The sequence below is a fragment of the Vibrio sp. 10N.261.51.A3 genome (genome assembly GCF_041471965.1).
Lineage (GTDB): Bacteria > Pseudomonadota > Gammaproteobacteria > Enterobacterales > Vibrionaceae > Vibrio > Vibrio crassostreae_C.
Genome location: NZ_JBFRPK010000001.1, coordinates 39,644 through 54,922, shown reverse-complemented (window position 1 = coordinate 54,922; position 15,279 = coordinate 39,644). Strand labels below are relative to the sequence as shown.

Annotated in this window: 14 protein-coding genes and 1 riboswitch; of the genes, 6 read left to right on the top strand and 8 right to left on the bottom strand. The window is 45.1% G+C overall.

The genetic code is table 11. The features are described 5' to 3' along the window. Positions 1-155: 155 nt before the first annotated feature. From AB4371_RS00285 to AB4371_RS00260, 6 genes are all read right to left on the bottom strand, one after another. Positions 156-671, bottom strand: a complete 516-nt coding sequence (locus tag AB4371_RS00285; protein ID WP_017058892.1) for a DUF3299 domain-containing protein — start codon at positions 669-671, stop codon at positions 156-158. A gap of 14 nt (positions 672-685) precedes the next feature. Next, a complete protein-coding gene (locus AB4371_RS00280) occupies positions 686-1,945 on the bottom strand; it encodes an ABC transporter permease (protein WP_017058893.1) in 1,260 nt (419 codons plus the stop codon). After that, entirely contained in the window at positions 1,942-2,658 is a 717-nt protein-coding gene (locus AB4371_RS00275; protein ID WP_017058894.1) for an ABC transporter ATP-binding protein, read from the bottom strand. The genes AB4371_RS00280 and AB4371_RS00275 overlap by 4 nt, the downstream gene beginning before the upstream one ends. 141 nt (positions 2,659-2,799) lie before the next feature. After that, positions 2,800-3,507, bottom strand: coding sequence for a DUF2796 domain-containing protein (locus tag AB4371_RS00270; RefSeq protein ID WP_372148590.1), 708 nt, complete (start codon positions 3,505-3,507; stop codon positions 2,800-2,802). 40 nt (positions 3,508-3,547) lie between these two features. Beyond that, positions 3,548-3,838, bottom strand: coding sequence for a DUF2607 family protein (locus AB4371_RS00265; protein ID WP_017063722.1), 291 nt, complete (start codon positions 3,836-3,838; stop codon positions 3,548-3,550). Positions 3,839-3,929: 91 nt separating this feature from the next. After that, positions 3,930-4,481: a YtfJ family protein gene (locus AB4371_RS00260; protein WP_017063723.1), complete on the bottom strand. Its 552-nt coding sequence runs from the start codon at positions 4,479-4,481 to the stop codon at positions 3,930-3,932. Positions 4,482-4,734: 253 nt separating this feature from the next. On the opposite strand from AB4371_RS00260, the gene AB4371_RS00255 reads away from it, so the two are divergent. Beyond that, positions 4,735-4,935 carry a DUF1107 family protein gene (locus tag AB4371_RS00255; protein ID WP_017058898.1) on the top strand — a complete coding sequence of 67 codons (201 nt, stop codon included), beginning with the start codon at positions 4,735-4,737 and terminating at the stop codon, positions 4,933-4,935. Between the two features lie 110 nt (positions 4,936-5,045). Here the strand turns inward: AB4371_RS00255 and msrA are convergent, their stop codons facing one another. Beyond that, positions 5,046-5,675 (bottom strand): peptide-methionine (S)-S-oxide reductase MsrA, encoded by a 630-nt coding sequence (gene msrA, locus AB4371_RS00250; protein WP_017058899.1) that lies wholly within the window; start codon positions 5,673-5,675, stop codon positions 5,046-5,048. Positions 5,676-5,870: 195 nt separating this feature from the next. On the opposite strand from msrA, the gene AB4371_RS00245 reads away from it, so the two are divergent. The 3 genes from AB4371_RS00245 to AB4371_RS00235 are packed head-to-tail and all read left to right on the top strand — an operon-like array spanning position 5,871 to position 11,713. Next, positions 5,871-7,583 (top strand): autotransporter assembly complex family protein, encoded by a 1,713-nt coding sequence (locus AB4371_RS00245; protein ID WP_372148587.1) that lies wholly within the window; start codon positions 5,871-5,873, stop codon positions 7,581-7,583. Then, entirely contained in the window at positions 7,580-11,338 is a 3,759-nt protein-coding gene (locus tag AB4371_RS00240; RefSeq protein WP_372148584.1) for a translocation/assembly module TamB domain-containing protein, read from the top strand. Before AB4371_RS00245 ends, AB4371_RS00240 begins: the two co-directional genes overlap by 4 nt. A gap of 18 nt (positions 11,339-11,356) precedes the next feature. Next, positions 11,357-11,713, top strand: a complete 357-nt coding sequence (locus AB4371_RS00235) for a gamma-glutamylcyclotransferase (RefSeq protein ID WP_017069403.1) — start codon at positions 11,357-11,359, stop codon at positions 11,711-11,713. Positions 11,714-11,800: 87 nt separating this feature from the next. On the opposite strand, the gene fbp is transcribed toward AB4371_RS00235, so the two are convergent. Continuing rightward, positions 11,801-12,811: a class 1 fructose-bisphosphatase gene (gene fbp / locus AB4371_RS00230; protein WP_017063728.1), complete on the bottom strand. Its 1,011-nt coding sequence runs from the start codon at positions 12,809-12,811 to the stop codon at positions 11,801-11,803. A gap of 270 nt (positions 12,812-13,081) precedes the next feature. Here fbp and mpl point away from each other — a divergent pair, with 270 nt between their 5' ends. Further along, positions 13,082-14,440, top strand: coding sequence for a UDP-N-acetylmuramate:L-alanyl-gamma-D-glutamyl-meso-diaminopimelate ligase (gene mpl, locus AB4371_RS00225; protein WP_372056157.1), 1,359 nt, complete (start codon positions 13,082-13,084; stop codon positions 14,438-14,440). 38 nt (positions 14,441-14,478) lie between these two features. Then, entirely contained in the window at positions 14,479-15,102 is a 624-nt protein-coding gene (locus AB4371_RS00220; protein ID WP_016787846.1) for a flavin prenyltransferase UbiX, read from the top strand. A 43-nt stretch (positions 15,103-15,145) separates the two neighbouring features. Beyond that, a riboswitch (TPP riboswitch) is annotated at positions 15,146-15,265 on the top strand. The last annotated feature ends 14 nt before the right edge of the window (positions 15,266-15,279 follow it).

The window sequence follows — 15,279 nt, the reverse complement described above, 5'->3', positions numbered from 1 at the left end:
GTATAGGGTTATTACTCGCGATTTATGTCGCTGTTCTAGCTTACTTATCTAATTACATCGCGTAATTCAGAAGAAAATTATCGTTATTAAACTGTTATTGAATGATCACACTCGTTCAGTGACGGCAGCTCATCCTTGAGCCACCCTTCTAATGACTACATGTCGTCATACTCTTCAATCGCAGTACCTTCAATAAGATAACCGGTTTGCGCTAAGTCATGGCTGATTGACTCAGTTTTCAGCGTTCCGACCAAATAGATCACATCCCATAACTGCTGTATTGGTGCACCTTTCGGGAACTTCACGTAGATGATTTGGTTCGGTGGCGGCGGTGGCACGTGGATACATGCGCCAAAGTACGGTACCAGCAGAAACTCAGTGATCATATTCTCATCACCTTCCAATGGAATCACAAAGCCAGGAATCTTCACTGTGCTGCCATTCAGCTCTGGGCGAACAGCACCAAGTGTCGATTGTTGAGGTTTGTCCATACTATTGTGGTCAACCATCGGCATACCAAATGAATCTAGCTGAGCACGTTCTGATTCTGGAATCAAATCAATCCATTCAAGTGTTAATACCGATTCGTCATTCTGAGTGGTTTCAGCGTGAGCTGTACTGATAAATGGGAACAGAAGTAGCCCAAGTATCAGTAGGAATTTGCGTTGCATCGTAGGTTCCTATTTTAGATTCGAATCGTCATGCCATCAGACAATGACTGGCGGTAAGCCCTGAAAGCGGGAATAAAGCCGATAATGATTCCGGCAACTTGTACCAGCATAAGCAGTTTCCACTCATGCGGTGTGATTGCGGATATCGATATGTTGATACCATAACTTTGTTGCACAATAGGAGCAACTACTGCGATCAGCGCAAACAGCACTGCAACACCTAATGTAATGCCAAGGAAGGTTAGTGCACTGGCTTCACTGATCAGTAAACCAAACACATGACGAGGTCTTGCGCCCATCGCACGTAGGATAGCCATCTCTCGACGCCTTTCTTGCAAGCTAGTGAGTAGGCTACTGAGCATACCCAATAATCCGGCGACAACAACAAACCCTGAAACAATCAGTAATGCTTGTTCTGCTACAGCCATCATTCCCCACAATTCGTGAAGCGCAATGCCCGGCATAATGGCGCTTAAAGGTTCTTGGCGGTAGTTATTGATTTCTCGTTGCAGTGCGAAGGTTTGGATCTTCGATTTAAGGCCAACCATCATCGCGGTAATCTGCTTCGGTTGGAAGTCACGTTGCTTTAGCGCTTCAGCATTCGGTGTGTGCCCGAGGTTGGCACCTGATTCCCAGCCAACATGAATTGCTTCGATTGCCTCTAGCGATACGTGTACGGTTTTGTCTACTGGTGTTCCTGTTGGCGCGAGTATTCCCACAATCTTGAAGGGCAGATTATCGTGACGGCTAAACGCAACATCACTGATACCGTGCGCAAGAATGATTTGATCACCTATTTTGTAATCTAGCTTCTTCGCGACGTCGGCACCAATCACTACGTCAAATAGCTGATTAAACTCTTTGCCTTGCTGAAAAGTAAGTGGTTGCTTACTTCCATAGCGATAATTCTCGAAGTAGCTATGGTTCGTGCCCATTACGCGGAAGCCTTTATGTGAATCACCCAATGAGATTGGGATCGCCCACTTTACAGCGTTGTGCTGGCTAAATTCTTCATAGCTTTTCCAGTCGATGTTGTTGGTCGCATTACCGATTCTAAATACGGAATAAAGCAGCAGGTTTACCTGACCAGAGCGGCCACCGACGATAAGGTCAGTACCTGAAATCGTATTGGCGAAGCTGCTCTTAGCTTCGGTTCTTACACGTTCCACACCGAGTAATAGAATGACGGATACAGCCACAGTGAGAATAGTTAGAATGGCTGTGGCTTTACGGTTGAGTACGCTTTTTAAGGCTAAGTGAGTAATTACTTTCATACGACAACCTTAGCTTGGTTAACGGTTTTTAAATCTATGGTTCGAGTGAACAACTTTTCTAGTGTTGGATCATGGCTAACAAAGATAAGAGTAGAACCTGCCTGGTTGGCTTGTTCTAACAACAGTTCGATAAAAGCTTCTCGGTTGTCATGATCCAAAGCCGAGGTTGGCTCGTCGGCAATAATGATTTTGGGTTGGCCGATCAAAGCACGAGCGGCAGCAACACGTTGTTGTTGACCGATGCTCAACTCGGTAACGGGCTTGTCCATTAAAGCTTGAGGTAGCTTTAATCGGAGTAACAACTCTCGAGCCGTCTCTTGTAAGCTTTTCTGGCTTTCAGCGACTTGCTGTTTACGAATCTGTGAAAACTGGCAAGGAAGCGTCACGTTATCGATAACTGATAGATAAGGAAGCAGGTTAAATTGTTGGAAAATATAACCAATATGATCGGCTCTGAATTTATCTCTTTGACGAGGTGTAAGCTGAGTGAGGTCTTGATCAAGGATAGAGACTTCTCCTTGCTCAGCTTGGTTGATTCCGGTCAGTAGCCCTAACAAAGTTGATTTTCCACAACCACTTGGTCCTTTAATAAAAAGGTGCTCTTGGGCTTGGATGTGAAGAGAGGGGATCTCTAGCGTTGGTGGTAATTCAGGCTTCCAACGAAAGCTGATATTTTCGAGTTTGACCACAAGTGATGAACTGTCAGAAGACATGCTAGCTCCAATAATTAAAGCGGTGTATCTACTGGACAGTAATTTGAAACATAAATTCCCAGGAACACACCGATTTGAACAGCCAAGTAAGCGATGACTTACCTGGCTGTTTATTTTACGTTTAATCCGATCTATGAGTGATTAGAATCGGAAACTAATACGCTCTGCGTTAAGCACTTCTTGTACTTGAGCTGTGTCTGTTAGTAGGTTCACCGTCATTTTTTCAGTGTTGCTGAACTTAGAGAACCACTGAGTGCTAACTGTGTCTAGCTTAGCAACATCTGAACATTCATAGTGGTACTCAACAGTGAACTCACCGTGGCCACCTTCTGAGTGATCGTGGTGGTCGTGACCTTCGTGGTCATCATGATCGTGCTCAGCGTGGTCATGGTCTTTGTGGTCATCATGATCGTGTTCAGCGTGGTCATGGTCTTTGTGGTCGTCATGATCGTGTTCAGCGTGATCATGGTCTTTGTGGTCGCCATAACCGTGTTCCGCATGGTCATGGCCTTCATGGTCGTTATGACCGCCTTCTAAGGTGTTTGCTACTGACTTGAACTTCAGAGTACAACTCGCATTGTTAAAACTAAACAGCTCTTCTGGCTTGTTTAATTGTGCGATAGCCTGTTCAAACACTTTCTTCTGTTCTGCAGTTTCTGGAGCATGTTCAAACCCAACCACATCAGCGCCGGGAGCTGTCACTTCAACAAGCAATTCTTGCCCATCTTGCGCGATGTTTACTTCAACTTGGCCATGTACGTGTGCATCATGAGAGCGGAATTCTTCGTTAGCTAGAACATTTGTAGAGACAGTCATGCCGATAACAACGGCTAAAAAAGTAGGTTTCATGTTTTTTCCTGAATAAAGGTTAATTAAAAAGTAGTGGTAATTAAGCGATATTTACAGGAGGTGAGCGTGCCAAATAAGCGAAATATAGCCGCTGTAGTGAAGTTACTGACTCTGTAATAGCGACAGTAAATTCCGAATGGAACTCTGGAATCTGTGGTAGTGAGTGCGCTGTGATGAACTGATTAAGCGAAAACAGCTCACAATGGTGTGAAGTGTGGTGCTCTGGTGCGATATCCACAATGTGTGTTGCGGCTAACACGCTTAACATGAGCATAAGCCCAAGCAAGAAGCCTGTTTTGCGTTTCACATTGTTGGGTGTGTTTTGCCACATCAGGATGATTAACCACAGAATTAAAAAAAGGATACTGTTATAATATAACAATATCCTTTGGTTAGGTCTCGAAAAAGACGCGAATATCTTATTAAAGGCTCGCTTTAATCAACTCAATGACTTGAGTGACTTCTGATTCGTTTAATGCACCTTCTTTTACAAACAAGATTTTACCTTGCTTGTCTTGAACGATAATCGCTGAGCTTTCTTCTTTTAGAGCCCATGTTGACGCAACGGCGCCGTCTTCATCTAGGACCATAGAAGACCATGGAAATTCTTCTTTGCTGCTTTCGGCAGAGGACTTAACAAAAGACCCAGTACCCCAAATCGCATCATCTTGGTTGATGATAGTGGTGGTTTGGTAGCTGTCTTCTGAGAATTTCGATGCGGTAATGGCTGCCATCAGTGGTGCGTTGAGCTCTTTAGAGCTGCTGCGGCCAGCGATAGCTTGAACGACGCGAACTTTACCTAGAAGATCATTGGTTGCCCAAGCTTGATATCCAGTATTTCCGTCGTTTAGAACAATCTCACCATAGTTACTCACATCGACGGCAGGTAGGGTAGCGCCTACTGATAGGTTGTGAGCATTGGCGAAGAGTGGAGAGGCTGCGGCTAGAAAAGCCAGTAGAGTTTTGTTTTTCATTATATTTTTGTTCCGCTTATTGGTTTGCACAGGAAGTATAATATGAAATTTGAAAAATGCCTCTTTAACTTTTTTATCGTACGACGTAGAAAGAAGTTGCAGGCTTGTTACCAAAAGGTATAATGCATCAATATCAAGATGAACAATAGATTATCTTGCTGTTTGCTAAAGGAATTAGCGATTAAATGTGCTTTGAACAGCGACGCTGTTCAGGTATGTGACTGTAGTACTCAAATGGAATTGAGGTTGTATTATGTTAAGAAAATTTTCTACTTACCGTCCACGTCAGGTGGCGCGTTTCGTTAAAGTCCTGTTCAAAGGCCAATTTGCTATTGAAGGTGTTGGAGAGTTTCGCTTCGACCAAGGCAAGGTGCTACTTCCTGAAGTTTCAGACAAACAAAAGCTCACTATTTTTAAAGAAGTTAACGGCACCATTGCAGCGTTGCCGGTGTAACTGAGCTTTATCGATTTGTCTTGCACCGAATAGATTAACAATGAAAAGGGCTTCCTGATGGAAGCCCTTTTTTAATGCGTGTCGTTCACGATGGTATGTCGAACGGCACTTTATTGTGGAGGGAAGCACACACCTGTTCCACCCAACCCGCAATACCCATTCGGATTTTTAGCTAGGTATTGCTGGTGGTAGGTTTCTGCGAAAAAATATTTTCCAGCAGGCAGAACTTCCGTCGTGATCTCGTTGCCTAAAGATTCAGTCATTGCTCGTTGATATTCACGTTTAGAGTGCTCAGCGATAGATTGTTGTTCTTCACTGAAGGTGTAAATCGCAGAACGGTACTGAGTCCCTAAATCGTTGCCTTGGCGCATCCCTTGAGTTGGGTCATGACGCTCCCAAAAGGTTTCAAGTATTCGAGCTAGAGAGGTTTGTTCACTATCAAATATGACACGAACGACCTCGGTATGGCCGGTTTGCCCAGTACATACTTGTTCATAAGTGGGATTAACTGTGTATCCGCCAGCGTAACCAACGGATGTTGAAATAACGCCATCCAATTGCCAAAACAAACGCTCAGCTCCCCAGAAGCACCCCATACCAAACAGGACTTCTTGTTGAGAGCCCGTGGGTGCATCGAGCAGGTCGGTTTGATTGACGAAATGGCGCTCAGTGATTCGAATTGGGTCAGCATTTCCCGGTAGTGCGGTTGCTGCAGAAACCAGTTGTTGTTTGTTTAGCATGTTATATTCCTTTTCGCATACGTTTACCGCGCTGGCTTTTATTTAACGTGGGTTCATATTAACTGTTGGTCAATATTGAATAAGTCTTTAAATTAGACCGTGTTATTCCAGGATTTATTACAGACTCAATGCCTATTTAGCGGTATTATTTCTTTTCACTTATTAACGTATTGATAACTTCTTCACCAATTAAACATGATAAGAAAAACTTTACCAGTTCTGATTGGCACTCTATTGTCATCGACGCTCGCTTTCGCTGACGTTTCCCTTGAAATCAAAGGGCTAGATGGAGCGCTTGAGGATAATGTTGATGCTTATCTGAGTGCGATCCCTGAAGAAGAGTATTCGGTTTCACTAAGATTCCAATCCCGCTTGGAATCTATGATTAAAGAAGCCCTGAATGCGTTAGGCTACTACCACCCTATAATCACATTTACTCACTCCGAAGATGATACCGAAATGACCGTTACGGTTGAGCCGGGAGAGCCTGTTGTTATTTATACTTCAGATATCGTTCTAACTGGTGAAGCCAAGGATGACCCAGACTTTTTAGCCTTGATAGCGAAGAGTAGCTTGTCTAAAGGTTCGACTCTGAATCATGGTAATTATGACTCTTTGAAATCGTCGATCCGCAACCTTGGCTTAGCGAAAGGCTACTTCGATGGTGCTTATGATCTTAGTAAGCTAGAAGTCGCTCCTGAATTGAACCGCGCTTATGTTCGTCTTCATTATAACAGTGGTATCCGCTATCACTTTGGTACTACTCAGGTTACTGGTAGCCAGATAGAAGAAGATAAGGTGCAGTCACTTAAACCATTTGAGGATGGCGAACCTTACTCAATCACCAAAGTCGGTGAGTACAACCAAAACCTGTCCAATACGGATTGGTTCTCCTCGGTATTTGTTGAACCAGATTTAAGCCAGTTAGGCGAAGGCCGAGAGATCCCGATGAAGGTTAGCCTTGCTCCGCAAGCTCGTAACCAAATCGAAACGGGTATCGGTGTATCCACCGACCTTGGCGTAAAAGGCACTCTGAAGTGGAAAAAACCTTGGGTTAATGAACAAGGCCATAGCTTCAATAGCAGCCTGTCGATTTCTAAACCTGAACAGACGATTACCGCTACCTATAAAATCCCTCTGGATGACGTGCTGAACGACTACTATCAAGTTAAGTACGGTATGAAAAACTTGGATAATCGTGATACCAAGAGTTTGGAGTCAAACTTAGCGCTAGAAAGATATTGGCGACTGGATAACGGTTGGCAACGCACGGTCTTCATTCGATACTTGGTCGAAAACTATGAGCAAGGTTTGCAGGATGATTTAGCGCAATTTGTGCTGCCGGGTATCTCTTTCTCACGCACTCGAACGCGAGGCGGTTCGATGCCGATGTGGGGCGATAAACAAACCATTATGGTTGAAGCGGGTGATGATACCTTGTTATCTGAAACTAAGGTTGTTCGTTTTCAAGGTCAAACCGCTTGGATTCGAAGCATTGGCGACAATCACCGAGGCTTAACTCGACTTCAATTTGGCGGCAACTTTGCCGACGAGTTTGATAAGCTATCTCCCTCCCTAAGATTCTTTGCTGGTGGTGACAATAGCATTCGTGGTTATGGTTATGAGTCGATCTCTCCTCGAGATGAAAGTGGCGCACTAACGGGTGCCAAATTCATTGCAACCAGCTCGTTTGAATACCAATACCGCTTGGTTGGAAACTGGTGGGGCGCAGCATTCTACGACATTGGTGATGCCTTCAATGATAAACCTGAATGGAAACATGGTACCGGCGTCGGGGTTCGTTGGGCGTCGCCCGTCGGCCCTGTGAGCTTAGATTTTGCTTGGGGTCTAGATGCAGCAAAAGGTGATGAGTTCCAGTTACACTTTAGTTTAGGGCCAGAATTATGATCAAAGTGATGGGCAAGTGCATCAAGTGGACGTCGATCTCATTGACGTCTATTTTGCTGTTGTTGATAGCCTTGCTAGGTTTTGTTTTGTTCACCAATCCAGGGTTGAACACTGTGTTGTGGGGCGCTGAAAAAGCGTTGCCACAGCTTAAAGTGGAAAGCACTAAAGGGGCTCTGTTCCCGAGCTTTACGCTTAATAATGTTCAGTTTAAAGATGACAGCCTGCATATAGACACCAAAGTTCAAAAGCTGAACTTGGCGATTAATCCTCGCTGTCTGCTCGACCCTAAGTTGTGTGTCGATCGTTTAGCGATTCAAGGATTGGACTTCGCATTTACTGAACTGCCTCCGGCCTCTACAGAAGAAACAGAACCTACTCCGCCCGTAACATCGGTAAAAACACCGTTGCCAATCGTAATCAACCGTATCGCTTTGTCTGATATCAAGTTGAATATCTTAGGGCATGAAATTGAATGGAGCTTGTTCTCTACGGCTTTGAGTATGCAGGGCGAAAAGCTAACTGTATCGCCAACCTTATTCAATGATCTTAAGGTTAAACTCGCTGAGTCGACAGAAGAACCGCAAGCAGAAAAGGTTGAGCCAAAAGCTGCCGTTAAAACGGCTATCGAATTGCCGGAAGTCTGGATTCCTCTGCAGGTTGTGTTGGAGCGTTTTGACCTCAACCGTTTCACCTTAGAACAAGAAACACCAATCGTTGTTAACCACCTTGGGCTAGAAGCTCGCGCGGGCAAACACACGGTTGATGTTTCAACTCTCGAACTCGATATGCCACAAGCAAGCGCCAATCTAACCACGAAGGTTGAGCTCAAGGGCGGTTACCCGCTAGAACTTTCTTTGGATGCGTTGGTGAAAGAAACCGACCTTGTTGGGCAGAAGTTGTCTCTGAAAGCACAAGGCAGCGTGGCTAAGCTAAACCTAGACTCCCAATTTTCTGAGCTGATTGAGGCAAAGTTGTCTGGGGATATTCAACCCTTAGAACCGACTCTGCCATTTGACCTTCTTTTAGAGGGCGGACAAGCACAGTGGCCCCTTACCGGAAAAAGCGATTACCAAGCGACAATTGAGCAATTTAAAGCTGATGGCTCACTAGATGGTTTTAATGTTCTTCTTAAAGGTGAAGCCGATGGTAAGGAAATCCCTGAATTAGCCATCGATCTACAGGGTAAAGGCACGACGGAACAAATTGTTCTCGAGCGTCTAAAGCTCAACACGCTAGGCGGTGAGCTTAACGGTGTCGTTAAAGCGAACTGGAAGAGTCTCGTTAACTGGCAAGCTGACGTGACACTCAAAGATATTCAACCGGGTCTGCAGTGGCCAGAAGCTGAGGGCAACATTAGTGGAAACATCGTCACCTCAGGTGAGTTGACTGAAGCGGGCGGCTGGGCGATTGAACTGCCTAAATTGGATATTGAAGGGATCTTGCGAGAATACCCTCTGGATATCGAAGGTCAGTTGTCAGCGTCTGATCGCAGCGCGAGCGGTGAACCAAAACTGAAAACCAGTGGTTTGAGCTTAGCTCACGGTGTTAACTCGATTAAGGCTCAGGGTGAGCTTGATAAGAAATGGGACATGGGTGTTGAGATTCACTTCCCTGAGCTTGTAAAAAGCGTCCCTGATTTGAAAGGTAAAGTGATTGGTAACATCCAGCTCAGTGGTCCAACGAAAAAGCCTGAAGTCGATCTCGCTCTAAATGTGGATAAGGTAGATTGGAATAACGAAGCAACACTAGAATCCTTGTCGCTTAATGGTTCTGTGGTTCCTCTGCCATTGCCTGAAGCTCAAGCTGATCTTGAATTAAAAGCTAACAACCTAACCTATCAAGATCAGAGCGTAAAAAGCATTGATCTCACGGTGAGTGGTGGTGAGAAGAAACACACAGTGACACTTGATGTGATATCCGACATCGTGTCTACAAGCTTAGCTATTTCCGGAGAGTTGATTCAAAAGCCTTCTCTTATTTGGTATGGATCGTTAGACAGAGTCAAAATCACCACTCAGCAAGGCCCTTGGGTGTTAGATCAACCTGTCGCGATAAATGCGGATGTTGATAAACAGTTTGCCGATGTTCAAGCGCACTGTTGGAAACAATCGGGTTCGAGCGTGTGTTTGGATGAAGACGTTCGTGTCGGAAAATCGGGTGAGGCCAAGGTAGCCATCAATCAATTCGATTTCGAGCAGATTAAAGCCTTTGTGCCTAAAGAGACGCAATTACAGGGCTTAGTCAATGCGACTGCTCATGCAAAGTGGTCTGAACAAGATGAGCCTGAAGTCACGGTAAGCGTTGATATGCCGAAAGGTCAGGTTGTTCAACAAGTGGGTGAGCCAATCACACTGGGTTGGGAAAGCGTTGCATTGAATGCCCAACTGAAAGACAACAAACTGGATGCCGATTTTAAGTTGGATGTTTCCGACAATGGTGACCTGTCTGGCACGGTGTCGTTACCGGATATTCTTGCCGAAGACAAAATGGTCGATGCGGCAATTAAGCTGACCACGTTCCATCTTGATTTCTTACAACCAATTCTAGGTGAATACAGCTTATTGAAAGCCGACCTTGAGAGTGATCTTCAAGTTAAAGGCTCTCTGATGCACCCTCAAGTCTTTGGTCAATTCTCTGTTGATGGTATTCAAGTCAAAGGCGATGTTACGCCTGTTGATGTGAAAGGTGGCCGCATCGACCTCGACTTTGATGGTTATAGTGCAAAACTGGATGCGAATGTCGAAACACCTGATGGTCACCTTGATATTGAGGGAACCGGAGATTGGCAAGATCTTAAAGCATGGCATTCGAACGTTAGAGTTTTCGCTGATGAGTTGATGGTTGATATCCCACCGATGGTTAAGGTGAAGGTCGTACCTGATATGACTATTGATGTCACACCAGATCTGGCGAAAATCACCGGTGATATTGCATTACCATGGGGACGAATTGTTGTTGAAGATTTACCACCGTCAGCGGTTGGCGTCTCTTCTGATCAGGTTATTTTGAATAAAGATCTAGAGCCAGAAAACGAAGATACGAATCCATTCAATGTGATGACGAATATTAATATCTCCATTGGTGATGACTTTAAACTGTCTGCCTTCGGTCTTGAAGGTGATTTGGTCGGTAAGCTCAACGTGGCTCAAAAAGACCAAGGTCCATTTATTACAGGTGAAGTGAACATCGTCGATGGTACTTATCAATCATTCGGGCAAGACCTCTTGATCGAAGAGGGTAAGATCCTAATGAATGGACCACCGGATCAGCCATACGTAGCCATCAACGCGATTCGTAATCCTGATAATACTCAGGATGACGTGACCGCTGGTATTCGAGTGACTGGCCCTGCGACAGAGCCTACCATCGAGATTTATTCTGACCCAGCGATGCCACAAGCGAACGCACTGTCTTATATTTTGCGTGGCCAAGATATCGACGGTGAGTCGAGCGGTTCGATGACAACGACTTTAATCGGTTTGAGTTTAGCGAAGAGTGGTAAGGTTGTTGGTGAAATCGGTGAAGCCTTTGGTGTAAAGGACTTGCAACTGGATACTGCAGGCTCTGGCGATGACTCTCAAGTGACGGTAAGTGGTTACATCCTGCCTGGCTTACAGGTGAAGTATGGTGTGGGTATCTTTAACTCGTTAGGTGAGTTTACCGTTCGTTATAGATTGATGCAGGATCTCTATGTTGAAGCTGTTTCTGGCCTAGACAGTGCTGTGGATCTTCTCTATCAATTTGAGTTCGAGTAGAGCCGTATGGGAGGGCATATGCAGCATCTTGTTTTTGTCTATGGAACCTTGAGGCAAGGTCAGTCCAATCACCATTATTTGCAGGGCTGCGATTTATTAGGGCAGTTTGATACACCTAAGGAATACGCACTTTTTGATTTAGGTGCCTATCCGGCGATGATTTTGGGAAAGAAAAGTGTCGCTGGTGAGGTCTATATCATTAACGACGAAATTTTAGAGTCGCTCGATCGGCTAGAAGATGTTCCTGTTGAGTATCGTCGCGAGCAAATAGAGACTATATTTGGATTAGCATGGGTATATTTGTATCAGCTTGATCTAACAGCTAATAAAGAAATACTTTCGGGTAACTGGTGTCAGCGGAACAATGATTCCTAACTAGTTAATCACCTTACGAGACAACAAAAAGCCAGCACTGAGGTGCTGGCTTTTTAATAGCGTTAGTTTGAGAATGAAATGAGAGGGTTACTCAGGGTTCAGCTCAAGAAACTCTTCTACTTTACGTACCATTTTTGTTGAACCAACGAAGAAAGGCACACGTTGGTGTAGCTCAGTTGGTTTGATATCCATGATACGCTGTGCACCGTCTGATGCAATACCGCCAGCTTGCTCCATAAGGAAAGCAATAGGGTTGCACTCGTAAAGCAGACGCAGTTTACCTTGAGGGTGACTTTGCGTGCTTGGGTACAAGTAGATGCCGCCTTTCAAAAGGTTACGGTGGAAATCTGATACTAGAGAACCGATGTAACGTGATGTGTAAGGGCGGTTGTCGCTTGGCTCATTTTCTTGGCAGTACTTGATGTACTTCTTAACACCCGTAGGGAAGCGGATGTAATTACCTTCGTTGATTGAGTAAATCTTACCTTCGTCTGGAATCATCATGTTTTCATGAGATAGGCAGAAGGTACCCAGTGATGGGTCGTAGGTGAAGCCATTTACGCCAGCACCTGTTGTGTATACAAGCATGGTTGAAGAACCGTAAATCACGTAACCCGCGGCTACTTGCTTGTGTCCTGGCTGTAAGAAATCTTCTTGTGTTGGTGGTGTACCGATCGGTGATACTCGACGGTAGATAGAGAAAATTGTACCAACCGATACATTTACATCGATGTTTGATGAGCCATCTAGTGGATCCATCAGTACAACGTATTTTGCGTTTTTGTTGAGCTCTTTATTGAAGGCGACAGCTTCGTCTTCTTCTTCACTTGCAACACCACAAACTTGGTCGCGGGCTTCTAGAGCCGCTTTAAATTTGTCGTTCGCGTAAAGGTCTAGCTTTTGCTGCTCTTCACCTTGCACGTTGTCTGTACCAACAGCGCCAGTGATGTCGACTAGGCCAGCCTTGTTGATCTCACGGTTAACAATTTTTGCAGCAAGTCGAATAGACGACAAAAGGGATGATAGATCACCGCTTGCATGGGGGAAGTCACTCTGTTTCTCAACAATGAACTCACCAAGGGTGCGCATCTCAGACATGTTATTTCCTTAAACTTCTCTCAATATTAGGGGGGATTTGAGCACTGTAGATTCGGCCTCTTGAGTGGGCTTTATTCATCTAGACGCTTACCTAAATTCTAAAGGTTAGATCTTTTTAATGGTAATGAACTAAGCGACACAGATCTCACTTACTATGTCGACTCAATTTGTTTTGCATTGCCGCTCGCTTTTAATCGCCATTTAATGATAATGAGTGCAAGCCGTTTTAATTAGACATCGTTTATTTAGCCAAGCGTTTGGAAGCAATTTATGCATATTCATATCTTAGGAATTTGTGGCACCTTCATGGGTGGTGCTGCGGTATTGGCTCGTCAATTAGGTCACAAGGTTACGGGTAGTGACGCGAATGTTTACCCACCAATGAGCACCTTGTTGGAATCACAAGGGATTGAAATTATTGAAGGGTTCGACCCTAGCCAATTAGAACCAAGGCCAGATCTCGTGGTTATCGGTAACGCAATGAGCCGCGGTAATCCGTGTGTAGAGTATGTGTTGGATAACAACCTTAGATACACCTCTGGTCCTCAGTGGTTGCAAGAGTTCCTGCTGCAAGACCGTTGGGTGTTAGCGGTATCGGGAACGCACGGTAAGACCACGACATCAAGCATGTTGGCTTGGATCTTGGAAGACTGTGGCTATGCACCGGGCTTCTTAGTTGGCGGAGTGTTGGGTAACTTTGGTATCTCTGCTCGCCTTGGTGAAAGTATGTTCTTCGTGGTAGAAGCCGACGAATACGACAGTGCTTTTTTCGATAAACGATCTAAGTTCGTTCATTACCACCCAAGAACCTTAGTGATGAATAACCTAGAGTTCGATCATGCGGACATCTTTGACGATCTTGAAGCGATTAAGCGTCAATTCCATCATTTGGTGCGCACTGTGCCGAGCAATGGCCGTATATTCTCACCTAAGCAAGATACTGCTATTGAAGATGTTCTAGCTCGCGGTTGCTGGAGTGAAACTGAATCGAGTGGCGATCAAGGCGACTGGGATGCCAAGAAACTGGTCAAAGACGGCTCTCAATTTGAGGTTTACTTCCAAAATGAATGTGTTGGAACCGTAAATTGGGACTTGGTTGGCGACCACAACGTAAATAATGCTTTGATGGCGATAGCAGCTGCACGTCATGTGGGCGTGACACCTGACCTTGCTTGTGAATCACTAGCTACCTTTATTAATACTAAGCGCCGCTTGGAGTTTAAAGGCGAGGTGGCAGGTGTGTCTGTTTATGACGATTTTGCTCATCATCCAACGGCGATTGAACTTACGCTTGGCGGATTACGTAATAAGGTCGACACTAAGAAAATCATTGCCGTTTTAGAGCCTCGTTCTGCCACCATGAAACGTGGTGTGCACAAAGAAATACTGGCTGATTCGTTGAAGCAGGCGGATTCTACCTACTTATTCCAACCGGATAACATTGATTGGTCAGTTCAAGATGTTGCAGACGCTTGTCACCAACCGGCACACGTGAGTGATGACATGGATGCATTCGTTGCTAAAATTGTCTCAGAGGCACAAGCTGGCGACCAAATTTTGGTAATGAGTAATGGTGGCTTTGGTGGCATTCACCAAAAACTGTTGGATGGATTGGCACTCAAAGGCTAACTGCATCCACGACCTTATAATTTGAAGTAATTGAGAACATGACAAAACACGATAAAGCGATAACTCTTGCTTTCACTGGCGCATCCGGTGCGCCTTATGGCCTGCGTTTGCTTGAATGCCTTTTGGCAGCCGATTATCAGGTCTACTTGCTGATTTCATCGGCAGCGCGAGTGGTATTGGCGACCGAGCATGAACTTAAGTTACCGGCTGGGCCAGATGCGGCGAAACAAGCTTTGGTTAAACATCTTGGCTGCGACCCTGAGAAGCTGGTGGTGTGTGGCAAAGATGATTGGTTCTCGCCGGTTGCCTCTGGTTCAGCAGCGCCGAAGCAGATGGTCGTTTGTCCATGTTCAGCGGGAAGCTTGGCTTCGATTGCACATGGCTTGTCGGATAACCTGATCGAGCGAGCAGCAGATGTGGTCATGAAAGAGCGAGGCCAATTGTTGTTGGTGGTTCGTGAGACGCCATTTTCGACGCTTCATCTAGAGAACATGCACAAGCTTTCGACCATGGGCGTGACGATCATGCCTGCAGCCCCAGGTTTTTATCATCAACCTAAGTCAATTGAAGATCTGGTCGACTTTATGGTAGCGCGTATCCTTGATCACTTAGGTATCGAACAAGGTTTAGTGCCACGTTGGGGCTACGATCAACGTAATTGATCTAAACTTGATAGCTTATTGTTAAAAATCAAATTACAATTCTGAACACTCATCGGGGAGCGAACCATTCAAATAATGAATGCGAGCTGAGATCAAGCAGGTGCTTGGGACCCGTAAACCTGAACCAGATAATGCTGGCGTAGGAATTGAGTTAGGAACAACCTCTACCGTTCTCCT